We start from the raw sequence: 22,955 nt of genomic DNA, 5'->3' as shown, positions 1-22,955 counted from the left end.
ACTATAATGATAGAGATGTTATATGAACGAAGGGGTTGGAAGTTGAATATGGAAACAGGCACAATCATCACAATCGTCTTATGGGTGGCATTGATTGCTTATGTCGTCTGGCGTTTCATGCCAGTCAAAGGCATCACAAAACTCTCGCAAGAGGAATTCCGCGCGAACTACCGTAAGGCACAAATCGTCGACGTCCGGGAAACACAAGAATTTAAAGGCGGTCATATCGTTGGCGCGCGTAACATTCCGGTTAGCCAAATGAAGATGCGTTCGAAAGAGCTTCGTAAAGATATGCCGATCTACTTGTATTGCCAAGGCAGCATGCGATCTTCACAAGCAGCTAAAGTCTTGAAAAAAGCCGGCTACACGAACTTGTACCAGCTTAAAGGCGGTTTCAAACAGTGGACTGGAAAAGTCAAACGTAGCTAATTCACTATTCAAGCGAAAAACCCTTCCTACGCCTCAGGCTCAGGAAGGGTTTTTCGCTTGTCGACTCATTGACGAGACGCTCTGATTAAAAAGGTCGTGAACGACAAAAATAGGCATAGAAATGACCGATGATCCAGTAAAAATAGAATCATCGGTCATTTAATTAATGTCGACTGGAAACGTCCGTCATAGGAATCGATCTTAGTCTGACTTACGAGTCAGTTCGTTTTCAGTAACCGTTATGCATGGACTTCCTGTTTCGGCTCATAACGCAACACCGGTTTACGCGCTGCCAACGTCTCGTCCATCCGTTTGACGACCGTCGTATGCGGTGCGTTCAGGACGACATCTGGCGTTTCTTCGACTTCACGTGCGATTTGGAGCATCGCGTCACAGAACGCATCGAGTGTTTCTTTCGATTCCGTTTCCGTCGGCTCAATCATGATACACTCTTCGACATTTAACGGGAAATAGATTGTCGGTGGATGGTAACCGAAATCAAGCAGTCGTTTTGCGATATCAAGCGTCCGCACGCCAAGTGCCTTTTGGCGACGACCCGACAAGACGAACTCATGTTTACAATAGACATCATACGGTGCGTCATATGCGCCTTTGAGGCGTGCTAACATATAGTTTGCGTTCAAGACAGCTTCTTTCGAGACACGGGCGAGACCTTCTCCGCCCATCGTCCGAATGTAGCTGTAGGCGCGGACATTAATCCCGAAGTTTCCGTAGAATGGTTTGACACGTCCGATTGCATCTTTGCGATCATAATCAAGGATGAATCCTTCGTCTGTTTTTGCGACGATCGGTTTCGGTAAATAAGGGATCAAGTCTTGTTTGACACCGACCGGACCTGAACCAGGACCACCACCACCGTGAGGGCCGGTAAACGTTTTGTGGAGGTTCAAGTGAACAACATCGAAGCCCATATCGCCGGGACGTGCAATCCCCATGATGGCATTCGAGTTTGCTCCATCGTAATACAATTTCCCGCCTGCTTCATGGACTGCTTTTGCGATCTCGACGATATCCGATTCAAACAATCCGAGCGTGTTCGGGTTCGTCAACATTAAAGCCGCTGTATCGTCTCCCACTTTGCTCTTTAAGTCTTCTAAGTCAACAAGACCTCGCTCATCTGACAAGACCGTCACGGTATCAAATCCTGCGACAGACGCCGATGCCGGGTTCGTGCCGTGTGCCGAGTCTGGAACGAGTACTTTCGTCCGTTTGAAGTCGCCGCGCGCATGATGATAGGCTTTGATCAACATCAATCCAGTCCACTCTCCGTGTGCCCCTGCTGCTGGTTGAAGCGTCACTTCATCCATTCCCGTGATGACTGCTAACTTTTCTTGTAAGTCATACATCAAACCGAGCGCTCCTTGAATGCTCTCAACCGGTTGAAGCGGATGAATGTGGGCAAACCCGGGAAGTCGTGCCATATCTTCATTGATTTTAGGATTGTATTTCATCGTACATGAACCGAGCGGATAGAACCCGGAATCCACACCGTGGTTCCGGTTTGAAAGTGCCGTGTAGTGTCGTACGAGATCCAGTTCCGAAACTTCCGGTAACGCGACGTCTTCTTTTCGGACAAAAGAAGCTGGCAACATGTCTTCGATTGCTTCTTCTTCGACCGTCGCGAGTGGTAACGCATATGCGACACGACCGGGTTTTGAGATTTCAAAAATCAATGTTTGTTCGCTTGATTTATGCATGAGTTAATCCCCCTAACGCTGACACGAATTGATCGAGCTCTTTTTTCGTCCGTAATTCTGTTGCACAGACAAGCATTTCACGACTTCGTTTTGCGTCGTATGTGCCGAGCGGCAATCCACCGATAATTCCCGCTTTAAGCAATTGACGACTTGCTTCTTCCGCATCGATTGGTAATTCGACGACGAATTCATTAAAGCTCGGTCCATCATCGACGATGCGGAAGCCGGCTGCTTTCAATGATTTTTTCAAGGCATGTGCCGTTTGCAAGTTGCGGACCGCTAAATCACGAATCCCTTGTTTTCCGAACGCGCTCATCGCAATCGATGCCGCCAATGCGTTCAATGCTTGGTTGGAACAAATATTTGATGTCGCTTTATCACGACGAATGTGCTGTTCGCGAGCTTGGAGCGTCAAGACGAAACCGCGTTTGCCATCCTCATCCACTGTCTGACCGACCAGGCGTCCTGGAATTTTACGCATTAAGGCTTTTGTCGTCGTGAAGTAGCCACACGTCGGTCCACCAAAACTTTGGGGAATCCCGAACGGTTGGCAATCGCCAATCGTAATATCCGCACCGAGTTTCCCAGGTGCTTCAAGCAGTCCGAGGGCAAGCGGATTGGCTGAGACGATAAATAAACCGCCTTTTGCATGTGTTGCATCTGCTAACGCTTGTAAATCTTCGACGCGTCCATAAAAGTTCGGGTATTGGACGATGACACATGCGATATCATCAAGTCCGTCTAATTGTTCGATTGCCGTCTCGCCGTCCCGTAATGCAAGCGTCTTGACATCGAGCCCCGGCCCTTTCGCATACGTCCGAACGACATCATGTGCTTCCGGATGAACCCCATCCGACAAGACGATCGTCTTTTTCTTTTTATGGGCACAGGCAAGCATTGCCGCTTCCGCTAGTGCTGTAATGCCGTCGTACATCGATGAGTTCGCGACATCCATTCCTGTCAATTCACAAATCATCGTCTGAAACTCGAAAATCGCTTGCAGTTCCCCTTGTGAGATTTCAGGTTGATAGGGTGTATACGCCGTATAGAATTCTGAACGCAACAACATATGATTGACGACAGCCGGTGCATAGTGATCGTAAATGCCTGCACCGAGGAACGATGGATATTGCTTCGTATTCATATTTTGGTCAGCAAGCTTCGAGAGTGTCCGAATCAAATCTGTTTCCGGTAGCGGAATCCCGACTTCTTCTAACGTCCCTTGGTCGCGGACAGCGGCTGGAATGTCTGCTAGTAAATCTTCAATCGAATTTGCACCAATCGTCTGTAACATCTCTTTTTCATCTTCTTGCGTCATCGGTAAATAACGAAAATCCATCTATAAGTCCCCCTTAGTTGGCTCGACGATAAAACGGTGTGTTCACACGTTTTGCGGCTAGTTTCTTTCCACGTACTTCCACTTCGAACTGGTCCTCTGTCGCATATTCTGCTGGTACGAGCGCCAAGGCAATGGCTTTACCGATTGTCGGCGGCAACGTCCCTGTCGTCACAAAACCAACAGTCTCTCCATTCAGTAAAACCGGAGCATCCTGACGGACAATCCCTTTATCGACGAGTTCAAGTCCAATCAAACGGCGTGGTGCGCCTTGTTCTTTTTGTTGTGCGAGCACATCTGACCCGATGAATTTTTTCGCTTGTGGTTTGACGGCAAACCCCATCCCTGCTTCGATTGGTGAAATCGTCGCCGATAACTCATGACCATAGAGTGGTAAACACGCTTCAAAACGTAAAGTATCACGCGCGCCAAGACCACATGGAACGACACCTGCTTCAAGTAGTGTCTTAAAGACATGTTCTGCATCTGCTGCCGGCATATATAACTCGAATCCGTCTTCTCCCGTATAACCACTGCGCGAAACTAACATGTCGATGCCTGCCACTTTCCCGTAAACGAACCGGAAAAATTTAATTTCATTTAATGCGAGCTCCGTCATCGACGACAGGACTTCTTCTGCTTTAGGACCTTGGACGGCAATCTGCCCATACGCATCCGATTGGTTTTCAAGTAACACGTTTCCTTCCAGATACGAACGAAGATGCGCTTCATCTTTCTCGATATTCGAGGCGTTGACGACTAGTAAATATTTTTCCTCTTCCAGTCGATATACGAGCAAGTCATCGACCGTCCCACCATCTTCTTGACATAAAACATTGTATTGAGCCTGTCCAATGGCGATCTTAGAGATATCATTCGACAGCGTCTTTTGAAGAAACGCTAATGCTTCAGGACCTGTCACTAACAATTCTCCCATATGAGATACATCGAACATCCCTACTTGTTCACGTACTGCAATGTGTTCTTCCTTGATTGATGAAAACAGAACCGGCATTTCAAACCCTGCAAAATCGACCATTTTCCCCATCGGTGCGATCGTTTCAAACAATGGCGTTCTCTTCAATGTCGTCTGACTCATACATATCCCCCTATTTACGAACATTTTATGTTCCTTTTCTCTTTAATGTTCAACTTTCATTTACATTCTATCAACTTCAAACCTATTTTTCTAGGTTTATTCGGAAATTGAACAAAACTAAAGAGAGAAAGGACAAAGTCCCTTCTCTCCTATTGTTTCACATTCGCTCAATGAAAGCCATTTCAAAATTGCTTGAGTCCAGCTGTATGTTGAACTTCTGTTGAAAGTCGTTGCCCTTCAACCATTAGTTGACGCGCCCCTTGCTCAACACGCTTCCCTTCACTCACAAGATGATCGACATTTCCTTTAATTTGATCAATCCGATTCGTCGTATGGTCGACGCCTGCCTGCAACGTTTGCTGGCGGATCGTAAATCGCTCCAACAACTGTTTCACAAGCCGTAAGTCTTGTGAAATCTTCTTTTTATAAAGCACAAATCCATAAGCAACTAAGCCGAGGATCGCTACTACAATGATTCCAATGTTAATCCAAATCATGACTTTTCCTCCAATACCGATTCTATTTCTGCCGTTAGCTCCCGAATCGATTTCATTCCCTCTAAACGAAGATCCGCACCGTCTGCATAGATAGGACGTCTGCGCATATACAAAGACTTCACAGTCTCGTACTTCCCTACTAAGGGACGATTTCGGTCCGACTCAATTCGTCTCCAAATCGAATCGAATGGTGTATCAATCCAGATTACCGTACCCGTTTCCTTCATCCATGTACGATTTTCGGGTCGTTCAATGATTCCACCACCCGTGATGACAATTTGTGATTGACTGTTTCGTAACAATTCGCTTTCGCGCGCTCGAAACCCTGCCTCACCATGTGCTGCAAAAAAATCAGCAATTGATTGACCATACTCTTGAACAAAACGTTCATCCAGTTCATCTACGTCATATCGTTCGCTCAACTTCCGACCAATCGCTGTTTTACCAGTTCCCATAAAACCAATTACATAAACCTTATCCATCCGAAACGACCGCCTCGATTCTTTGTCCATTATCTAAGATTGCTTCCATTTTAAAGCCTTTATCCGTTCGGATACAAGTAACTCGTCCAATCGGATAACGGATCGTCTCATCTTGGCGACAGTCATGTGATGCCGCTCTGACAAGGGACTCGAGTTGAAGCGCCTCTTGCTCTAGCTTATACTGTTTGATGGTCTCATCCATCCGCATACAACCTAGTAGCATCATGGCACCAATTCCTATCAGAATCAATAAGGTTTGAATCAGGATGAAGCCGGTTTCTTGCAGGCGTAAGTTCGAGACCGCTGATTGAGTTCGATTACGATTCGGGCACCGTCTTCTTTGATTCGATAATGCGTCACGTCGTGGGCATACGTCAGTTCGCCTCCAAACTCTTTTTTGAGCCGTATTTGATTTTGTACACGAACGAGCCGCCATTTAATCGGCTCCTCTCCTGGATCGACATCCCGCCCCCTCAGCTCTTCTCCTACTAATCCACACTCAATGCTGCGCCACATCAATCGTTCGACGGTATGAAAAAACAGGTCCTCTTCCATCCATTCTGTTTGGTTGGCGTTGCTAACGAGTTGTGTCATCGTCAATAATCCAAGGAGTAATAGAGGACTCAACCAAAGGACCATTGAAATTTCGAGGAGGGTCGTTCCGGATTCGGCTCGCAAGGCATAACGTTTCAAGACACCACTTCCCTTCCTCGACACGATACCCCGTCGAATCACCCGCCACTTGCTTCGATGCCATCTCGTCCAAGCGCCGTGTCTCAACAATTAACTGTGTTTTTTGTTTTTCGAAATTCAAGTAAGGATCAATCGCTAATACTAAGAACAAACTGATGGCGACAAGTGAGAGCATCACTTCAAGGAGAGTGAATCCACGCTCTTCCTCCGAGCAAACAACTCTTTTTACCTTTGACCGCATGCCATTTCACCTCATTTGTTGAATCAACATTTGATAATTTCCGAGGAGGAATTTTATTTCATATTCTTGTTTTGCTGAACGGCAGTACCACGTCGAGGCATAGGTCGAATGATAACTTTTAAAGTAAATCACTCGCCCGGTCGTCGGGATGATACAACTATGACCAGGTTGAAACGTTCTCTGCCACAGGATTCGATCGTTCACCATGATAAAATATCCCGCCCCGTCTGCACGCCATCGAAATTGAATGGTATTTTGATTATCCGTTTTAGAGTATTGCAGCAACCGTAACGTCTGAAAATCTTGCCGCATCATCGCAATATCTTGTTCGAGTAAATAAATTGCCGGGCGCCGATCAATAACAGTCGGCAATAACAATAAGCACAGCAGACCTGTAATCATTAAGACTCCACTCATTTCAATCAATGTAAACCCGTCACTTCGTAAGTTCGCCTGTTTTTGAATCATAGGTATACGTCTCCTGATCGCAGAGCAGTTCATTTGGTTTTTCAGCAGTACCACGGTTAATCGTCTGCAATGTTTCCGGATATTTTTTTTCTTTCGCATAATAGAGGTTGACCTCGGAACGAATGACACGGATGTTCGCTTCACAACTAACACCTTTCGCTTGATCTTTCCCGCTCGTCATCGTCGGAATTAATACGAGCAGCAGTAGCGAAATAATTAATAAGACAGCAGCCATTTCAAGTAAAGTGAATCCACGTTCGTTTTTCAAGAATCGTCTCATAATCAAAACTCCTTCTTTCTTCAAAATGGAAGTTGTTGAATCGCCAGTTGGATCGGGTAGTACAAAATAAAAAATAAGCTGCCTGTCATGATCGTCAAGCCTCCATACAAGACCGGTTCAATCAACAGCAGTTTTTTCTCTAACTCTTCTTCAATCGATTCATGCAACAAACTGGCTTGTGCTAGCAATAATGGACCTAGGTCACCACTTTCTCGAGCAAGGTGAACGAGCCCAACGGTTTCAACATCAATGATTTGTTCTTGTAAGATGGCTTCAGATAACGAGGTGCCCGCTTGTTGATGTTGGTGAAGCATCGCGTACATTTGTTGTTTCTTTCCCGTCTGTCCCTGTTCAAGCGAGCGGAAAGCCTCTTCTAACGAGAAACCTGCGTCAATAAAGGAACCAATCTCAATCGTAAACAAGTAACTGTAATACAACTGAAGGAGTTTCTGAATGATTTTAAACTGTAATAGCCGTTTGACCGGAATCAGACGAAAGGTGAGAAGGAGGATTGAAAGTAACAGAATCGGAGTCGCTGCAAGGACGTACTTGGCTGAAGGGTGTAAAATTAAGACTAAAAAGCGCGGAAGACTTTCTGGACTCGACATCTCGAGTAGGGAAGGAAACACGTAGAGGGCATAAAACATGAAAAGTAACATCAAGCTTGAGGCGAGGACAAGTGGATACCGCGCCATTTTCCAAAATTTCTTTTTCATTTGATTTTCTAACTCCAGCAAGCGAATGACCTGTTGTAAAATCATCAAGGGGCGTTCCGTTTGATCACCCACCTGAAGCAGACGCTGGAGCGAAGGGGACAAGGCGAGTGGTTCTAATGCGATGGATAACGGATTTCCGCTCTCTAACCGACGTTTGATTTCTTCAATGACCGGCAGAAGGATCGGCTCTTCGAATCGTTGTAAGATTTCTAACGTTTCTTTCGTCGAAATGCCTTTTGACAATAGTCGATGAAATCGGTTTAAAAAGCGACATTTGCTGTTCGTGTTAAGTTTTCTACTGTACAGTGGACATACCCCTCCTCCCGGTAAAGATGAATGATTTTTTTACAGACCGCTAACTCCTCCCCTGAAATCCCTAGCGATTTTAAGCGTAACAACACTTCATTGACTGTTCCGGCATGTAAAGTAAATACGACGACGTGCCCACTAAGAGCAGCATTGATCGAGAGTCGTGCCGCTTCAGCAGTTCGAACTTCCCCAAAAGCAATCCAGTCCGGGTCTGCCCGAAGAATTTCCTCAAAACAACGTGTCGCGTCAAAACCGGCCTTTTCATTTAACTCAAGCTGTAAGACACCAGGCACCGTACATTCGACGGGGTCCTCGACAGAGATGATCCGCTTGCCTTCCATCGATGCCATCAAGGAATAGAGCATCGTCGTCTTACCTGCCCCCGTCGTCCCAGAAATGATGATACAACCGTGACTTTGTTGTTGAAGCCATTCTAAATCCTCAATCGGATTGAGAAGCGTCGATGCAATCTCACTCGAGACAACCGCCCGGTAGAAGCGCCATGACATCGCGTCCCCGTGACGACTTGGTAAAATCGAGACCCGCATCCCGCTTTGGTCAACCGGATAGACACCACTTTGCGGAATCCGTTCATTTTGTTCTTTCAAGTTGGATTCATAGCGAATATGACTAACGATTGAACTGTATTGACTAAAAGGGATTGCTTCTTGTTCCTTTAATCCGTCGGCCGTCCTACAAATGACACGCGCCATCTGTTCATCTGGAACAAAATGCACATCGGTGACACCACCTTTTGCAAATCGCTGAATCAATTGACTGACAAGTTCTCTCAACATGACACCTCCTTACTTAAAAAAGTACAAAAAAAAAGAAGCCCGAACAACTCGGCTTCTTTAAGATACTTGGGCGATTAAGCGTGCTTTGCGCTTCGCTAGTGTTTCAAGACCTGGTTTATCATACCCGATTACGAGTTGTTTGCCATCAGTAATGATTGGACGACGTAACAGTTTCGGATTATCACTCATCAATCGGAGTAGTTCGCTTAATTTCATATCCTCTACATCAATCCCAAGATCTTTGAAAGCTTGGCTGCGTGTTGCGAGTAAACTTTCGATGCCGTCTGTCGATAATTTCAACAATTCCATCAATTCGTCCACTGTCGGAGCATTTCTGAACAGATGGCGTTCTTCTACATCAACATGTTCCTCTTTTAACCATGATTTCGTTTTACGACAAGATGTACAGCTCGGATACGTGAAAAATATCAACTCATTTGCCATTGTTGCTCCTCCTCTCAAAATATGCGCTTCTCATTACAGAAACTATACCACGGTTTTTTTACTTTGTACACCTTTTGTACAACTATTGTACAACTTTTTATTAAACTTCATCTTTTGTTCACAGTTATTCCTTAACAAACACTAGAACATGATGGACGGATGATTGTTTGCTTGGTAAAATAAGTACGTATATTGACTATCTGTCGGATTTAGGGGGTTATATGAATGGGGAGAATGTACCGCGTACTCGGATTTTGGACTGGAATCATTGCAGTCATGGCATTTATCGGCGCACTCGGCGGCGACGCGAGCTCAAGTGAGCATACGGATTCATTTTTAGTTATGGGCTTTGTCTTCTTGGCACAAACTGTCTTCTTTGCAGCATTAGGCTATCTTCGCCTAACTGAAAAAACGTATGTCTACATCTTTGCAGCTTACTTAACAGTATTCTTTATCGTCTTCACGTATTGGTCCAACTTCCAGATGTAAAATAAAAAAACGCCTTTTCTTCAATCGAAGAGAAGGCGTTTTTTTACACGTAATCAAAAGAACGGGTTGTTCTTAACTTCTTGACGCAATGTTGTCGTCGGACCATGTCCAGGGTAAAACGTCGTGTCATGCGGCAACTCAGCGATGATTCGATCAATCGAGCGCATCAACGTGTCTTGGTCGCCACCATGTAAGTCCGTCCGCCCAACACTCTGCTTAAACAACAAATCGCCGGCAAAGGCAACCCGTTCATTTTTGAAGTAGAACGTAACGCTACCAGGCGAATGCCCAGGCGTTTCGAGAACATGCATGTTAAAACTACCGATTGAGAGTGGTCCAGGCTCTAACCGATGCTCAGCCGGTTTGACTTTGACCGGCGGCACACCAAACTTAGACGATCCATTTAAATCGGGATTCGCCAACCATTTTGCTTCTTTTTGATGAAGATAGACTGGAGCCGATGTGAATCGTCTCAACATGTCAACGCCACCGATGTGATCAAAATGAGCGTGTGTTAAGAGGATTGCTTCGACTTGCGCGTTCCGCTGTTCGATTTCGTCAAAGAAACGCATATCTTCCGTTCCCGGATCAATGACGAGACATTTCCCATCTCGAAAAAGAAGGTATCCGTTTTCCGAGGCGATACCTGAAGTAATACTTACGATTTCCATATGATCAGACTCCTTTTAAACATCATTCTTTTCTACTATACACGAAATTGTCGAAAGTTCCCTCTTCCCCCTCTCGACTTTAGGCGGATAGTCAGCTAAACTAAAAAGTGAGATTTAAGTGAAATCTTCGTGAACTTCATAACGTGATTTTTAAGGGGGAGTACGTCATGCATTTGGATCAACCAATCGGTTGGCTTTTCTTCATCGTAGCACTCGTCGGTGTTTGGGCCGTCGTCCGTTCACTTAAGAAACGCCAAATGTTTCCACTCGTATTTGCTGGACTGACTGTTGTACTATTCGGCTGGTTCGGTATTGCGACGCTGATTTTCGGTGGAATCCCATCGTAATCGTTGGATAAACATTAAAAAGGTGAGCTTTCTCGTCGAGAAGGCTCACCTTTTTTGTCGTCATAAGTCTTGCGAAACGAATCATGCGAACAAAAGAAAGCCGAAATCCCTTAAGACGTAGAGGGATTTCGGCTATTTTAGTGTTTATCACGACTTATTTAGACTTTTGTAAGAAACGTAGCAAGTCACCGTAAATGACTTTGTCCGACAGACCGAGTTCTTTTTCTGACTGCTTGACTGCCTCTTTACAGATGGCTCCATTTTCTTCATCCGTCACTTCTTCACCTGTTTTCCGGTCATAACACGTTTCTTGTGTATAAACGGTTTTATCGGTGATGATAGACCCATCACGGAACAAGGCGTAATCTTTATGTTCTTTTGAGAACAAGTCTGTTCCGAATAAGACTTCATCCTTAAAGTCTTTTCCTAATAGGTGGAGCAACGTTGGTTTCATGTCGATTTGACTCGCCACTTCTTCGTGCTTCACACCTTTAGTTTGTCCTGGTAAGTGAATGACGAACGGAACACGTTGCAACTGAGCGACGTCATATGCCGTCAACTCATCTTTTTCGAGGAGTTCCGCCATCGCCGCGTTATGGTTCGTCGAGATTCCGTAATGGTCTCCATACAACATGAAGATTGTATCGTCCCATGTACCATCCTCTTTCAGACCATCGATGAACTTACCGAGTGCCATGTCTTGGTATGCGAGGGCTTGGACATAATGATTCAATGTCGTCGAGCTCGTCTCAAGCGGTGGGACGAGTTCATCTTCCGGTTTCGGCATTTCGAACGGATAGTGGTTCGTCAATGTGATGAACTTCGAATAAAACGGACGTGGAAGATCTTTCAACATTGGTAACGACTGTTCAAAGAACTTATCGTCGAGTAAACCCCACTCCGTTAAATCATCCGGGTTACCGAGATCATAATCGGTCTCTGAGAAGAAACGATCGACACCAAAACTGTTGTAAACGATGTCACGATTCCAGAACGATTTATTGTTCGCATGGAACACGGCAGAATAATAGCCGTCTTCTTTTAACATCTCTGGTGTTGCCCGGAATTCATTTTCCCCATTCGTAAAGAACGCAGAACCACGACCAAGTGGATAGATTGAATTCTCTAAGATGAATTCAGCATCCGATGTCTTCCCTTGTCCCGTATTATGGTAGAAGTTATCCCATGAATGTGACTCTTTAATTAATTTGTTTAAGTTCGGTGTGATTTCTTGACCATTCGGCGCTTTCAGGCCAACCGCAAATGATTGGGCCGATTCGAATGACATCACGATGACGTTTTTACCTTCGTACTTACCGAACATGACCGGGTTCGGCTCAGCATACTTCGACGCGACGAAGTTTTGAACTTCCGACAATTCAGAACTGTCCGCAAGAGCTTTTTGTGCTGATGTTTTTGATTGAATCAACGCGTCATACATATGGAAGTTAAACGTTCCGATATTTTTGACGAGTAGTTCGCGGTCAAATGCCCGTGTCAATAGTTCCGGACGTTCCGTTTCAGCAAGTGCCAAGTTTCCAAGGAAGACAGCAGTTGCTGCGACGAACGCTAAAATCGCGCGTCCTCGTGACGCGACATTTTTAGACATGTCCATTTTCCGTAAGAAGAATGGAAGAATCAATAGATCGCCGACAATCAATAAGTCTGCCCATGTCAACAATGATGTAAGCGATGCTGAGACCGTCTCAGCATTTGATGTTTGGAACAAGACCGGTAACGTCAAGTAGTCATTGAAAAAGCGGAAGAAAATGATGTCCGCATAAAGAACGAGCGTCGCCAGGACGAGTATTCCGTAGATGAACCATTTTTGAACGTTACCACGGAAGAAGAAACTAAATCCAAACATGAAGAGCGCCGAACTGATTGGATTAATCAGTAAGATGAATGCTTGTGCTGAATTCGTAATCGGAACATCGAAAAACAGCGTGTATGCTACATACGTTTTTAACCAAATCAACAATGTCGCAATCCAAAAAAGTTTATGTTCTGTGTAGGTGCTTTTCACACCTTGGCCTACCTTTAGTCGCATGCGCGACCAAATGCCAGAGTCTTGCTGCATAAAAACCTGCCTCCTAATATACGTGTGTTCTTGACCTGGAACTTTTACACGTCAATCCATATTCTATTTATACCCGTATCACGTGAAAATTTTACGCTTACTTTTACAAAAATGCAACCTGAACAAAGCAGATACTTAACAATCACATACTTTCCTTACGTTTGTAAACAAAAAAAAGATTCGCAAAAGCGAACCTTTTTCTGAAATTTAATGAAATCATTTTTTCAAGAACATTTGTTTCGCAAGCCATGCACAACCGATGACACCTGCGTCATTCTCAAGTTCAGCAATTTTGAAAGTCGTCGACTCAAACACACGCGGTAACGCGAAGCGTTCAAATTGTTTTTTGAGCGGTACCATCAAAGCATCCCCTGCTTTTGAAACCCCACCACCGATAACGATCATTTCCGGATTGATGCTGTTCGCGAGATTCGAGATTGCTAATCCGAGATGGAACGTCACTTCCTCGACGACTTCCGTCGCAACCCGGTCGCCTTTCGTATAGGCATCGAAGACATCCTTCGCCGTCACGGCTTGAATATCGTTCAGAACCGTTTCCTGTCCTTTTCGTTTTTCGAGCCCGAGACGTGCTACACCGGTCGCAGAGGCGATCGTTTCAAGACATCCTTTTCGTCCACAACCGCACAGGACGCCGCCTTCTGCTAACATCGTGATATGCCCGATTTCTCCTGCCATCCCGACTGTCCCGTGAACGATTTGACCGTTCGTAATCAATCCACCACCGACGCCTGTCCCGAGTGTCACAGCAAGTAACTCCGTCGCTCCACTACCGGCACCTTTCCACATCTCACCAATTGCCGCTGCATTCGCATCATTTTCAATAACAGCCGGTAAACCCGTCAATCGTTCAAATTCACCAATCAACTCAAAGTTATTCCAACCGATGTTTACGGCACGTTCGACGACACCGGTATTAAAGTCGATGAAGCCTGGTGCACCGATTCCGGCACCAACGAAGTCTTCCGGACGTTTATTACTCTCTTTACATTTCTCAAAAAAAGATGTCGCGATGTCGCCTGGAATCTGTTCCCCATCATTCAGGATAACCGTCTCGATCTCCCATTTTTCAACGATGATGCCTTGTAAATCAAGAATTGCCATCTTGACTGTCGTTCCACCAATATCAATCCCGAGTAACCATTTCATCTGCATAGCTCCCTTATTCGTAAATGATTTCATCTCTATTAGTTTAGCTGAACGGCAATCTTGTGCAAAGGGTTGCACAAGATTTTTTTCTTACGAATGTCGTGATTTTTTCAATTCATGTGCCAAAATCACTTTCGCTGAATCATATTGCTTTTTTTCTAACACACCGGCTTGCTCGAGCTCATCGAGTTCGAGCATCATCATTGCTATATCCGACTCGCGATCGCCTAAATAGACAATCGTCCCGTACGTTTTCAATAACTGTTGCACATCATAAAGTGTTTTCATCATTCATTTTCTCCTTCACGAACACATTCAGTAAATCATACGTCGCTTGAAGTGACGCTTCATGCGTCCGTTCATACGAGTGACTCGATTCGATTCCTGGACCAAGCAGTCCATGACGGACGTCGTGCCCCGCACTGACGGCTGCTGAAGCGTCAGAACCGTAATATGGATAGATATCGACCTTATACGGAATCGAATGGCTTTGGGCAAGACGTGTGAACTGATGACGTAATGCAAGGTCATACGGTCCTGAGCTATCTTTCGCACAGATTGATACCGTATATTCATCCGAGTGTTGTCCTTCTCCTAATGCGCCCATATCGACAGCGATGTATTCTGCGACGTCTTCAGAAAAACCGGCATTCCCACCAAATCCGACTTCTTCATAATTCGAAATCAGAATTTGCGTCGTATGCGGTAATGTCTCGTTTTTCCACTCCTTGATCAGTTCGAGCAACAGGGCGACGGATGCTTTATCGTCCAGATGACGTGATTTGACGAAACCTGTTTCGGTATGAATAAATCGCGGATCGAACGTCACGATGTCACCGACTTCAATCCCTGCTACCCGTGTTTCCTCTGCCGTCGTTGACCGGATGTCGAGTCTCACTTCGATATTCGTCGCATTTCGCTCTTCCGTGTTCGTCACGCGTGACGTATGGACGCTTGAGTGATGGAACAAAATCGTTCCTGAAACGGTCTGTCCGTCCATTTTATGGACGAGACAATTTTCACCTTCGATTGCCGTCCACGCATAACCGCCAAGTTGTGATAACGTCAGTCGACCTGTTGGCAAAATTTCTTTGACCATCGCCCCGAGCGTATCGACGTGTGCTGTCAACAAACGAATCCGTGAAGACTGTCCGGGCAACGTAGCGAGCAATGCTCCCTTTTCTAACTTTTTATACGTAATTCCTTCTGCTTTAAATCGATTTTCTACATATGTAAGAGCATGCGCGGTAAATCCAGTCGGACTTGGGATTTCTACTAATTCACGAATCGTCTCAATCACAGCTTTCATCTTGTTCGCTCCTCGTTTGACGTCCTTTTTAAGAAAGGACGGCTTATTTTAATGAAATCGTTTCCTTCTTATGATACCAAATATCTCTCTCCAGTCGAAAAAGAATGCACAATCAAAAAAAGCGACCGCCTGCTATGAAAAAAAGCCATAGCAACAGTTGCGCTACGACTTTCATCCTTTAAATGACTTCTTAACTCTTTCATTTAGACGTATTTTTTCATCCAAATGTCATCTCGATACGTCCCATCCTCTAGTTTGACCGAATCAGGGTCTTCTGCATATACTTCGAAACCAAGTGATTCATAGAGTTTTTGAGCAGCTTCATTTCCTGACAAGACGGCTAGAATGACTTGTTCGACTTCCGGAATTTGTTTCGCCTCTTCAATCAAGGCCTCCATCAGGGCGCGCCCCGTGCCCCCACGATAATCCGGTGAGATATAGACACCAGAAATCATCGCCTTATGTGATTCCCGTGACAGTTCGTACGGTTTGACCTGACCAAATCCAAACAATGTATCTTCATCGAATATCCCGATCCAAACTTCATCCGACTCCGGATCTCCTTCTAGCCCCTCTTGAACTTCTTCGAGCGGCGTTTGTTGCTCATCGTCAAAAGAATGACCAAATGCATCCGGATGATTTTTTAGACCTTCGAGGCGTAAGCGCCAATACTGTTCTGCATCTTCCTTTGTTAACGTTCGAAATGTATACATGACTATCGTTTCTCCCCTTTGTGAGTTTTCTAATGTTTCTTAAGACATGAAAAACTCTTCTATCCCTAACATAACCTTTTTCTAGTAAAATAAAACCTAGTTTTCAGATTTTTTATCGCGTCCTTTTTTCTAATCAAAAAATCGTACCCACTGAAACTCCGTTTGCCCGAGTTCAGTGGGTACGATTGACGCTTCCGATTTAACGTAAGACAGGTTCCATCGTTTGACGTAAAACTTCCGCCGAATGATGGAATTTTTTTAATTCCTCATCCGTCAGCGACACCTCGATGACTTCGCGCACACCTTGTCGGTTAATCACGGCAGGTACACCGATATGAATACCAGAAATCCCGTACTGTCCGTCAACGTGCGCTCCTACAGTCAACAAACAGTTCTCGTTCCCGAGAATCGCACGGACGATCCGAACGAGACCAAGTCCAATCGCATAGTATGTTGCACCTTTTCGTTCAATGATATGATAGGCTGCATCGCGTACATTGATATAGATTTGATCTAAATCTTTTTGAGAATAACGATCGTCTTCTGCAAGCAGTTCATCAATCGTTTTTCCATAGATTCTTGAGTTGCTCCAGGCAGCGAATTCCGTGTCGCCATGCTCACCTAAAATATAGGCGTGGGCGTTTCGTGAATCGATATTAAAGTATTCTCCTAACATTTGGCGCAAGCGTGCCGTATCGAGTACCGTTCCTGATCCGAAGACGCGTGACTTTGGTAAACCAGAATATTTCCATGCTAAATGTGCCATGATGTCAACGGGATTTGATGCAACGACGATGATGCCGTCAAATCCTGATTCCATGATTTGGCGCATCATTTCTTTCATGATTAAAGCATTTTTCGCAACGAGGTCAAGTCGTGTCTCACCCGGTTTTTGTGGTGCACCGGCCGTGATCACGATGACTTCGGCATCTTTACAATCCCCGTAATCCCCTGCCCATATTCGCATCGGCGAAGAACTGAATGGCGTCCCGTGATTTAAATCCATCGCTTCCCCTTCAGCTTTTGCTTTATTCACATCAATGATGACAAGTTCTTCACAAAGTCCAGCTGTCGTCATTTGATACGCAAAACTTGATCCTACTGCCCCCGCACCAATTAACGCAACGCGTGTAACTTTAGCATGTAATTCCATCCGATATGTCCACCCTTCCAAACAAATTAAAAGTTTGTTAACTATCTCACAATTAGATTGTAACATCTTTCACAAACTATTAAAGACTGTGTAAACGGTCACATTTTGTCTAATTTGTGTCAACAATATCCTAACATAAGGAAGTCAGGTACTTCACCTTCCATTACCACAATCGATACAACATGAAACCAATCAGCCCCGCTAGCGTACTGGACAAATAATTAACGGCGTCATTCCCTAGCCACTTCCACCCTCGGACATATTGTGTCGTAGTACCATGATGGATTTTTTTCTCGGTTTCTTTGCCACAAATCTGACAACGATACTTTCGTTGAACGGTAGCGCCTAACACCGTATCGAGAATACTGCCAAGGACACCTCCGGCCGCGACGATCAACCATTGCTTTACGGACAAATCGAATAGAATGTCACCCGCTGTCGCGATAAATAATGCACCGATGATTGTCGCGAGTGTCCCGAGTAAAGATACCCCGCCGCTCGTTCCTCGTAAGACCGGTTTAAACGTCCGGATTGAAATCGGTTCTTTTTTAGAAAGCGGACCAATCTCGGATGCCCATGTATCTGCATTCGAAGCAGCAATGACAATCAAGAAAACTAATAAAAAATCAAATTCATTTGTCAGTACAACGCCTATCGAAGCAAGCATAGCGGTTCCACCGTTGGCAAGTACTTGCCAACCATCTCGTGCACCATCCTTCTCGACGATTTGATCGACGGACTGCTTGCGTGCCTTACCGAGTTTTGATAACAGGCTAGAGCTACCGAAGAATAACAGTAACAGGACTAATCCTTCATAATCGAGCGCATAGACGACCGTGCTGCCGACAAGTATCGTCAACAATGCACCGCTTTTCGTTAATAATCCAAATTGATAGCCAGCATATCCGAGAGCTAAGCAGATGAATAGAAGAACAGTTAATGACATTGAATGACCTCATCTTCAGTGACAATTGTATCAACCGGGCGATCAAATGATTCTACTTCGAATCGTTCCACGACTTGAACGGCAAATGCAATCGAAAGCGTCGGACCTGAAAAATCAATCAACGCACGATCATAAAACCCACCGCCCCATCCTAAGCGATAGCCATTACGCATATAGGCACGACCCGGTACGATACAAAGATCAATCGTCGGCAATGCAATTTCAAAAGCAGTTGCATCCGGTTCAAAAATCCCCATCGAATTCTCAATCAGTCGACTGCTTGGCGAATGTTCAAAAAATCTCATTTCTTGACCGATGACCTTCGGAATGACGACACGTTTTCCATCCGCCCATGCTTGTTGAATGACTCGATCCGTTGAACATTCGTTTCGAAACGAGAGGGTCACCGCAATTGATGTCGCACTCATCCATTCTGGCAATACAAATAACTGCTCTGCAATTCGTCGTTCCCGCTCCTGCCGGTTTTCCAACTCGTTCAGTCGCTCACCGATTACCCATCGCGCTGCTTTTTTATTCATATAGTATTCCCCCATTCACAAAAAAAGCCATCACACAAGGTGACGGCTTCCATCTCAATTATTTTACTTCACGGTGAAGTGTGTGCTTACGGAGACGTGGGTTGTATTTCTTCAACTCAAGACGCTCTGGGTTGTTACGCTTGTTCTTTTTAGTGATATAAGTACGGTCACCAGTTTCAGTGCAAGCCAAAGTAATTTTAACGCGCATGGGATTCCCTCCTATCTAGCTCTCAATGTATCAAGTGTTTTTGCTTTACATAAGGTTAAGCATACTCAAGTATCGTACCAAGAAAGGAACGGAATTGCAACTGTTCATCCGTTCTTTTTCTGAATCGCCAATTGTTCGTATGGTTTTTCAAGGTTCACTTGGAATTCAAGCGGTTTTTGAGCAACATGATAATCATTTTCGATTCCTTGTCGCGCTTCTTCACGTTCTAAATAAATCAATTGTGAATGACGAAGTGCTTCGCCCTCTAATCGTTTAATCGCAACAACTAAACCACCGCTACTCGCTGGAGAACGCTCACTCTCAAGATTGTACACATTGCTGACAAGCGGCAACTGGTTGATCTCAGCAAACGATTGAGCAGCCGACGCCGTCTCCATCGTAAAGTTATGGACAAGGCGGAATTCTACGATTTTATGCAGGGCTTGCGCTTGACGCAACACGGCAAGATTTAATCCGGCCAACTGATTGTAAGTCTGAACGAGCGGTAGGCCCGTCATGCGGACGCCGTAAATATGAACGCCATCTTCAAATCGATAAGCCGTCTCATTTTCTGTGATGACATAGACATTTTCTCCCGCTCCTGCCAATCGCTTCGCAAACTCAGCAATTGGTCGGTTCGAATCTTGGTAATCTTTTGCGACGAGTAAAATCGCAGCATCGTTCCATGACGTTTCACGTTGCACCGCAACATAGTAGTCATGCGTCGTCAAATAGACGTCTGGTTCGATGTCTGTATCCGCTAAGAAGGGATATTCGGCATAACGCGTTTCAAGCCAGTCGGTCGTTAATTCTCCAGCGTCAAGTAACCGCTCCGTTTCTTCAAATCGCTTAATATGTTCACGGAATCGATTCGCCGCATATTGTGCCGTCGTCTGTCCATCGAGAATGAACGGCCAGTCGCTCGAAACCGCGAGCAAGTATTCACGAATCAATTGACGTTTTGCTTTGACCGTCAAACCATCTTGATGACGATTACGCGCCATGACACCGGCTAATCGTTTTTCAAGTTGATGCAAGTGACGAATCATCCAGTCGTTCCGTTCATTGATCCACACATCCGCATACCCTTTCCGGCCCCATGTCCCCATTGCGACGTGCACCGTCTCGATGTCGCCAAAATGACGCTCGAGGAACATTGTAGGTGAAATCGATTCGACCCCAACATCTTCAAGTCGTTCCATGGCTTTACCAAGGAAGTCCGGTCCCTCAAACCACCAATGTCCAAACAGTTCTGCATCGAATGGCGCCGTGACAAGGAAGGGTGGGAAATCTTGTCCACTGTGCTGGTCAAGATGCTCCGCCAATGCTTCCGCAAAGTCAGCTGCATGCTCATCCGTTTGTTTCCAAGCCCAGTCGCGGACATAAAAAGCCTTTTGATCGGACTCTCCTGTAACACGATGTAATTTTAAGCCCGTATCGTAGCGGAGTCCTTCAGGATGCATGAATTCTGCAATTTGGTCCCACTCCCGATCATAGGCAAGATCGCGGTAAAATTCACGATAGTTCGGGTGTCCCGGATAACCAATGACAGAACTCCAAATGCGTCCAGAAATGATTTGATCGCGCGGAAACAGTGCAACACCATGTGGCGAATAGACCGGTGCGCCGATGCCGTGTTTCGGAGCAGGATCAGCGTTTAAGATGGAATGTTCGTCTACGAATGTATAACGAATCCCCTCTTCGTACATGATTTTATCAAGACCTGGTGTGTAGGCACATTCCGGCATCCATAGACCCGTCGGACGGAATCCATAATGACGTTCGAAACAGTTTAATCCAGTTTGAATCTCTGACCGGGCAGCTTGCTCTGATAACATATGCGGACTGAAACCATGCGTTGCCGTACAGGTCATCAATTCAAGGTAACCCGCTTCTTTATAATGACGGAAGGCATGGTTTAAATCGCGACCCCAATGTTCGAATGTATTTTTTAAGTCACGGTACCGTTCTTTGTAGAAAAGCAGGGCATCCCGTTCTTCCGCCACTAAATCGCGGTCAAGTTCTTGATCAATTAAGCGTAATGTATCATCTAAATGCTCTACATAACGTTCTTGAATCAGTGAATCCGCAAGCATTTCAATGACGGGTGGAGAAATACTAATCGTCCATCCGAGCGGACGCTCCAGACGATCAATTTCCCATAATAACGGAATATACGTTTCTGAAATCGCTTCGTACATCCAACGCTCTTCTAGACGATGAGCTTCCTGATGACGAATATAAGGTAAATGGGCATGTAAAACGAGTGAAAAATAGCCTTTGCGCATGTTTTCTCTTCCTCTCCTTCTTTCTATCTTTTAGCTCAACGAATTCGGTCGAAATAAGAATACGGTCGTAAAACTTCTACCCATTCCGGTTGCTCGACTTCTCCATTTTGCCAACGAGCGACGACTTCAGCGAATCGCCCTTCAACGACAGGTTCGTCACGCGGCGTCTCGACCGGCTTCGAACGTAGTACCGGAACAAAGTCACCATCAATCGTTTGAATTCCCCATTCGATGATGTATGTAGTGTTTGGGGATAACGGACGAACGAACCAAGAGTTCGTCATTTCCGGCAGTTCAAATTGATACGTCCGGTTCGCTTCACCTTTTTCATACTCGACTAACGTCACATCAATGATTCGAAGTTCTTTACGGAATGAATCGAACGCTGCATGGTAATGCGTCTCTAACATTTTACGAGATAACTCCGAGAGCTCCCAGTACACGTACAATGCCGTCGGCGATTGAACGATGGCATGCATGATGTCATCTTCATAGTGCGTCGCCATCCCGAATGCATCCCGTTCAAGCGATGGTATGGCGATGACAGCAGGAACGATTTCATTCGCAGCCACTTTCATCGATGGAGTGGTTTTCTGTTGTTTTTTAGGAGTTGCTGTTTTTTTGTCCGTTGGTTCTGAAAGTGATTTTCGGTACTTACTCCACGCATATTTCACTTTCCCTTCCGTCGACTCTAATTTCTCAGCGATTTGTTTTGTCGTCAGTCCTTGTTCTTTTAATTTTATGATTTTATCAAGCATTACCTATCACCTCTTTATCTTTATTCACTTCTTTCCTATTCTACAAACTTGTTTCAAATTCCTTTACGAAAAAAAGTAGGTCGAGGATTTTCCTCGTACCTACTCAAGTTAGTTATTTAAGTCGTAGTGTTTCCCTTTTTCGAGATAGATGAGGTGCTCCCCGACGTTCGTCAAATGGTCGCCCATCCGTTCGATGTAGCGACAGATGTTCGTAAACTGCATGATTTCATCGACAACAATCGGTTGCAATGACATATGGCGCATGTATTGGCGAAGCGCTTTATATGTCGTCTCATCAATGATGTTGTCGAGATCGGATAACGCTTTTGCTTTTTCGATATCACCATCGCGATAGGCGACGATGGCTGTTTCCGTCATATCAAGCAATGTTTCAAACGCTTCTTTTAGAAGCGAGATGTCGATGACATAAGGAAATGTTTCGACACGTAAAACCGCTTTCGAGATGTTTCCGGCATAATCGGCAATCCGCTCTAAGTCTGTTGCGATTTTCATCGCTGTCACGAGTCGACGTAAATCCGTTGCCACTGGTTGTTGTTTCGCAATCAAAAGAATCGCATCATCATTAATTTCAAGTTCCAGCGCATCAAGTTCGTTATCATTTTCAATCACTGTACGCGCGATGTCGAGATCGTATTTTTCAAGTGCTTCTGCTGTCGTCGCAATCTGTTGCATCGTCTTGCGGGCAAGAAGAAAGACTTTTTGATCGAGTACTGCTAGATTTTCTCCAAAAATCGTACGGTGAGCTGCCATTGAAAGT

At 45.1% G+C, this 22,955-nt stretch carries 29 protein-coding genes; 3 read left to right on the top strand and 26 right to left on the bottom strand.

The genetic code is table 11. The features are described from left to right. Positions 1 to 48 precede the first annotated feature (48 nt). Positions 49 to 429, top strand: a complete 381-nt coding sequence (locus tag KNP96_RS08155; RefSeq protein WP_029333057.1) for a rhodanese-like domain-containing protein — start codon at positions 49 to 51, stop codon at positions 427 to 429. Positions 430 to 668: 239 nt separating this feature from the next. On the opposite strand, the gene gcvPB is transcribed toward KNP96_RS08155, so the two are convergent. From gcvPB to KNP96_RS08090, 13 genes are all read right to left on the bottom strand, one after another. Then, positions 669 to 2,147: an aminomethyl-transferring glycine dehydrogenase subunit GcvPB gene (gene gcvPB / locus KNP96_RS08150; protein ID WP_088836604.1), complete on the bottom strand. Its 1,479-nt coding sequence runs from the start codon at positions 2,145 to 2,147 to the stop codon at positions 669 to 671. Further along, positions 2,140 to 3,486, bottom strand: coding sequence for an aminomethyl-transferring glycine dehydrogenase subunit GcvPA (gcvPA, locus tag KNP96_RS08145; protein ID WP_214769944.1), 1,347 nt, complete (start codon positions 3,484 to 3,486; stop codon positions 2,140 to 2,142). Before gcvPA ends, gcvPB begins: the two co-directional genes overlap by 8 nt. A 13-nt stretch (positions 3,487 to 3,499) precedes the next feature. Then, entirely contained in the window at positions 3,500 to 4,582 is a 1,083-nt protein-coding gene (gene gcvT, locus KNP96_RS08140) for a glycine cleavage system aminomethyltransferase GcvT (RefSeq protein WP_214765385.1), read from the bottom strand. A gap of 182 nt (positions 4,583 to 4,764) precedes the next feature. Beyond that, entirely contained in the window at positions 4,765 to 5,079 is a 315-nt protein-coding gene (locus tag KNP96_RS08135) for a hypothetical protein (protein WP_088836601.1), read from the bottom strand. Then, the gene (locus KNP96_RS08130) at positions 5,076 to 5,561 is read right to left on the bottom strand and encodes a shikimate kinase (protein WP_088836600.1); all 486 of its coding nucleotides are present in this window, start codon (positions 5,559 to 5,561) and stop codon (positions 5,076 to 5,078) included. Before KNP96_RS08130 ends, KNP96_RS08135 begins: the two co-directional genes overlap by 4 nt. After that, complete coding sequence (locus tag KNP96_RS08125) at positions 5,554 to 5,787, bottom strand: hypothetical protein (protein ID WP_239456854.1); 234 nt, start codon at positions 5,785 to 5,787, stop codon at positions 5,554 to 5,556. The genes KNP96_RS08130 and KNP96_RS08125 overlap by 8 nt, the downstream gene beginning before the upstream one ends. Positions 5,788 to 5,822: 35 nt before the next feature. Next, positions 5,823 to 6,254, bottom strand: coding sequence for a hypothetical protein (locus KNP96_RS08120; RefSeq protein ID WP_235195262.1), 432 nt, complete (start codon positions 6,252 to 6,254; stop codon positions 5,823 to 5,825). Next, positions 6,139 to 6,495: a type II secretion system protein gene (locus KNP96_RS08115; RefSeq protein ID WP_214769941.1), complete on the bottom strand. Its 357-nt coding sequence runs from the start codon at positions 6,493 to 6,495 to the stop codon at positions 6,139 to 6,141. The genes KNP96_RS08120 and KNP96_RS08115 overlap by 116 nt, the downstream gene beginning before the upstream one ends. Positions 6,496 to 6,501: 6 nt before the next feature. Further along, a complete protein-coding gene (locus KNP96_RS08110; protein WP_251132127.1) occupies positions 6,502 to 6,963 on the bottom strand; it encodes a prepilin-type cleavage/methylation domain-containing protein in 462 nt (153 codons plus the stop codon). Then, a complete protein-coding gene (locus KNP96_RS08105; RefSeq protein WP_088836598.1) occupies positions 6,932 to 7,243 on the bottom strand; it encodes a competence type IV pilus major pilin ComGC in 312 nt (103 codons plus the stop codon). Before KNP96_RS08105 ends, KNP96_RS08110 begins: the two co-directional genes overlap by 32 nt. A gap of 20 nt (positions 7,244 to 7,263) precedes the next feature. After that, positions 7,264 to 8,202, bottom strand: coding sequence for a type II secretion system F family protein (locus tag KNP96_RS08100; RefSeq protein ID WP_251132126.1), 939 nt, complete (start codon positions 8,200 to 8,202; stop codon positions 7,264 to 7,266). Positions 8,203 to 8,219: 17 nt separating this feature from the next. Continuing rightward, positions 8,220 to 9,062, bottom strand: a complete 843-nt coding sequence (locus KNP96_RS08095; protein ID WP_214769938.1) for an ATPase, T2SS/T4P/T4SS family — start codon at positions 9,060 to 9,062, stop codon at positions 8,220 to 8,222. Between the two features lie 60 nt (positions 9,063 to 9,122). Next, a complete protein-coding gene (locus tag KNP96_RS08090; protein WP_029332995.1) occupies positions 9,123 to 9,509 on the bottom strand; it encodes a Spx/MgsR family RNA polymerase-binding regulatory protein in 387 nt (128 codons plus the stop codon). A gap of 225 nt (positions 9,510 to 9,734) precedes the next feature. On the opposite strand from KNP96_RS08090, the gene KNP96_RS08085 reads away from it, so the two are divergent. Next, positions 9,735 to 9,998 carry a DUF2626 family protein gene (locus tag KNP96_RS08085; RefSeq protein WP_012369782.1) on the top strand — a complete coding sequence of 88 codons (264 nt, stop codon included), beginning with the start codon at positions 9,735 to 9,737 and terminating at the stop codon, positions 9,996 to 9,998. 53 nt (positions 9,999 to 10,051) lie between these two features. Here KNP96_RS08085 and KNP96_RS08080 read toward each other — a convergent pair whose 3' ends face one another. Then, entirely contained in the window at positions 10,052 to 10,669 is a 618-nt protein-coding gene (locus KNP96_RS08080) for an MBL fold metallo-hydrolase (RefSeq protein ID WP_088836596.1), read from the bottom strand. 167 nt (positions 10,670 to 10,836) lie between these two features. Between KNP96_RS08080 and KNP96_RS08075 the strand changes: the two genes are divergently transcribed. Beyond that, a complete protein-coding gene (locus tag KNP96_RS08075) occupies positions 10,837 to 11,016 on the top strand; it encodes a DUF2759 domain-containing protein (protein ID WP_029332993.1) in 180 nt (59 codons plus the stop codon). 154 nt (positions 11,017 to 11,170) lie between these two features. Here KNP96_RS08075 and KNP96_RS08070 read toward each other — a convergent pair whose 3' ends face one another. The 12 genes from KNP96_RS08070 to phoU form a co-directional block, all read right to left on the bottom strand. After that, on the bottom strand, positions 11,171 to 13,096 hold the full coding sequence (locus KNP96_RS08070; RefSeq protein WP_034801229.1) for an LTA synthase family protein: 1,926 nt from the start codon (positions 13,094 to 13,096) through the stop codon (positions 11,171 to 11,173). 216 nt (positions 13,097 to 13,312) lie between these two features. Then, positions 13,313 to 14,269 carry an ROK family glucokinase gene (locus tag KNP96_RS08065; protein WP_214769935.1) on the bottom strand — a complete coding sequence of 319 codons (957 nt, stop codon included), beginning with the start codon at positions 14,267 to 14,269 and terminating at the stop codon, positions 13,313 to 13,315. Between the two features lie 84 nt (positions 14,270 to 14,353). Then, positions 14,354 to 14,551, bottom strand: a complete 198-nt coding sequence (locus KNP96_RS08060; protein WP_214765394.1) for a YqgQ family protein — start codon at positions 14,549 to 14,551, stop codon at positions 14,354 to 14,356. Further along, positions 14,535 to 15,572 carry a M42 family metallopeptidase gene (locus KNP96_RS08055; RefSeq protein WP_214769933.1) on the bottom strand — a complete coding sequence of 346 codons (1,038 nt, stop codon included), beginning with the start codon at positions 15,570 to 15,572 and terminating at the stop codon, positions 14,535 to 14,537. Before KNP96_RS08055 ends, KNP96_RS08060 begins: the two co-directional genes overlap by 17 nt. A 203-nt stretch (positions 15,573 to 15,775) precedes the next feature. Next, positions 15,776 to 16,285, bottom strand: coding sequence for a GNAT family N-acetyltransferase (locus KNP96_RS08050; RefSeq protein ID WP_088836593.1), 510 nt, complete (start codon positions 16,283 to 16,285; stop codon positions 15,776 to 15,778). 199 nt (positions 16,286 to 16,484) lie between these two features. Next, positions 16,485 to 17,438, bottom strand: coding sequence for an L-lactate dehydrogenase (locus KNP96_RS08045; RefSeq protein ID WP_029332987.1), 954 nt, complete (start codon positions 17,436 to 17,438; stop codon positions 16,485 to 16,487). Between the two features lie 163 nt (positions 17,439 to 17,601). Next, complete coding sequence (locus KNP96_RS08040; protein ID WP_214765397.1) at positions 17,602 to 18,384, bottom strand: DUF92 domain-containing protein; 783 nt, start codon at positions 18,382 to 18,384, stop codon at positions 17,602 to 17,604. Beyond that, the gene (locus KNP96_RS08035; RefSeq protein ID WP_214769931.1) at positions 18,375 to 18,923 is read right to left on the bottom strand and encodes a 5-formyltetrahydrofolate cyclo-ligase; all 549 of its coding nucleotides are present in this window, start codon (positions 18,921 to 18,923) and stop codon (positions 18,375 to 18,377) included. Before KNP96_RS08035 ends, KNP96_RS08040 begins: the two co-directional genes overlap by 10 nt. Before the next feature lie 58 nt (positions 18,924 to 18,981). Next, positions 18,982 to 19,131, bottom strand: coding sequence for a 50S ribosomal protein L33 (gene rpmG / locus KNP96_RS08030; RefSeq protein WP_012369771.1), 150 nt, complete (start codon positions 19,129 to 19,131; stop codon positions 18,982 to 18,984). Between the two features lie 104 nt (positions 19,132 to 19,235). Then, a complete protein-coding gene (locus tag KNP96_RS08025) occupies positions 19,236 to 21,419 on the bottom strand; it encodes a glycoside hydrolase family 57 protein (protein WP_214765399.1) in 2,184 nt (727 codons plus the stop codon). Positions 21,420 to 21,454: 35 nt separating this feature from the next. Beyond that, positions 21,455 to 22,177, bottom strand: a complete 723-nt coding sequence (locus tag KNP96_RS08020; RefSeq protein WP_214769929.1) for a DUF4912 domain-containing protein — start codon at positions 22,175 to 22,177, stop codon at positions 21,455 to 21,457. A 108-nt stretch (positions 22,178 to 22,285) separates the two neighbouring features. Beyond that, the gene (gene phoU, locus KNP96_RS08015) at positions 22,286 to 22,948 is read right to left on the bottom strand and encodes a phosphate signaling complex protein PhoU (protein ID WP_088836587.1); all 663 of its coding nucleotides are present in this window, start codon (positions 22,946 to 22,948) and stop codon (positions 22,286 to 22,288) included. Positions 22,949 to 22,955 lie beyond the last annotated feature (7 nt).

Source organism: Exiguobacterium sp. s133, assembly GCF_018618595.1.
GTDB classification, from domain to species: Bacteria; Bacillota; Bacilli; order Exiguobacteriales; family Exiguobacteriaceae; genus Exiguobacterium_A; species Exiguobacterium_A oxidotolerans.
This window is presented reverse-complemented; position numbering and strand designations above follow the sequence as displayed.

Bases quoted from the DNA above. Each gene is read 5' to 3' on its own strand.
- KNP96_RS08155 (WP_029333057.1), top strand. From the start codon at position 49: ATGGAAACAGGCACAATCATCACAATCGTCTTATGGGTGGCATTGATT.
- gcvPB (WP_088836604.1), bottom strand. From the start codon at position 2,147: ATGCATAAATCAAGCGAACAAACATTGATTTTTGAAATCTCAAAACCC.
- gcvPA (WP_214769944.1), bottom strand. From the start codon at position 3,486: ATGGATTTTCGTTATTTACCGATGACGCAAGAAGATGAAAAAGAGATG.
- gcvT (WP_214765385.1), bottom strand. From the start codon at position 4,582: ATGAGTCAGACGACATTGAAGAGAACGCCATTGTTTGAAACGATCGCA.
- KNP96_RS08135 (WP_088836601.1), bottom strand. From the start codon at position 5,079: ATGATTTGGATTAACATTGGAATCATTGTAGTAGCGATCCTCGGCTTA.
- KNP96_RS08130 (WP_088836600.1), bottom strand. From the start codon at position 5,561: ATGGATAAGGTTTATGTAATTGGTTTTATGGGAACTGGTAAAACAGCG.
- KNP96_RS08125 (WP_239456854.1), bottom strand. From the start codon at position 5,787: ATGATGCTACTAGGTTGTATGCGGATGGATGAGACCATCAAACAGTAT.
- KNP96_RS08115 (WP_214769941.1), bottom strand. From the start codon at position 6,495: ATGCGGTCAAAGGTAAAAAGAGTTGTTTGCTCGGAGGAAGAGCGTGGA.
- KNP96_RS08110 (WP_251132127.1), bottom strand. From the start codon at position 6,963: ATGATTCAAAAACAGGCGAACTTACGAAGTGACGGGTTTACATTGATT.
- KNP96_RS08105 (WP_088836598.1), bottom strand. From the start codon at position 7,243: ATGAGACGATTCTTGAAAAACGAACGTGGATTCACTTTACTTGAAATG.
- KNP96_RS08090 (WP_029332995.1), bottom strand. From the start codon at position 9,509: ATGGCAAATGAGTTGATATTTTTCACGTATCCGAGCTGTACATCTTGT.
- KNP96_RS08085 (WP_012369782.1), top strand. From the start codon at position 9,735: ATGGGGAGAATGTACCGCGTACTCGGATTTTGGACTGGAATCATTGCA.
- KNP96_RS08080 (WP_088836596.1), bottom strand. From the start codon at position 10,669: ATGGAAATCGTAAGTATTACTTCAGGTATCGCCTCGGAAAACGGATAC.
- KNP96_RS08075 (WP_029332993.1), top strand. From the start codon at position 10,837: ATGCATTTGGATCAACCAATCGGTTGGCTTTTCTTCATCGTAGCACTC.
- KNP96_RS08070 (WP_034801229.1), bottom strand. From the start codon at position 13,096: ATGCAGCAAGACTCTGGCATTTGGTCGCGCATGCGACTAAAGGTAGGC.
- KNP96_RS08065 (WP_214769935.1), bottom strand. From the start codon at position 14,269: ATGCAGATGAAATGGTTACTCGGGATTGATATTGGTGGAACGACAGTC.
- KNP96_RS08060 (WP_214765394.1), bottom strand. From the start codon at position 14,551: ATGAAAACACTTTATGATGTGCAACAGTTATTGAAAACGTACGGGACG.
- KNP96_RS08055 (WP_214769933.1), bottom strand. From the start codon at position 15,572: ATGAAAGCTGTGATTGAGACGATTCGTGAATTAGTAGAAATCCCAAGT.
- KNP96_RS08050 (WP_088836593.1), bottom strand. From the start codon at position 16,285: ATGTATACATTTCGAACGTTAACAAAGGAAGATGCAGAACAGTATTGG.
- KNP96_RS08045 (WP_029332987.1), bottom strand. From the start codon at position 17,438: ATGGAATTACATGCTAAAGTTACACGCGTTGCGTTAATTGGTGCGGGG.
- KNP96_RS08040 (WP_214765397.1), bottom strand. From the start codon at position 18,384: ATGTCATTAACTGTTCTTCTATTCATCTGCTTAGCTCTCGGATATGCT.
- KNP96_RS08035 (WP_214769931.1), bottom strand. From the start codon at position 18,923: ATGAATAAAAAAGCAGCGCGATGGGTAATCGGTGAGCGACTGAACGAG.
- rpmG (WP_012369771.1), bottom strand. From the start codon at position 19,131: ATGCGCGTTAAAATTACTTTGGCTTGCACTGAAACTGGTGACCGTACT.
- KNP96_RS08025 (WP_214765399.1), bottom strand. From the start codon at position 21,419: ATGCGCAAAGGCTATTTTTCACTCGTTTTACATGCCCATTTACCTTAT.
- KNP96_RS08020 (WP_214769929.1), bottom strand. From the start codon at position 22,177: ATGCTTGATAAAATCATAAAATTAAAAGAACAAGGACTGACGACAAAA.
- phoU (WP_088836587.1), bottom strand. From the start codon at position 22,948: ATGGCAGCTCACCGTACGATTTTTGGAGAAAATCTAGCAGTACTCGAT.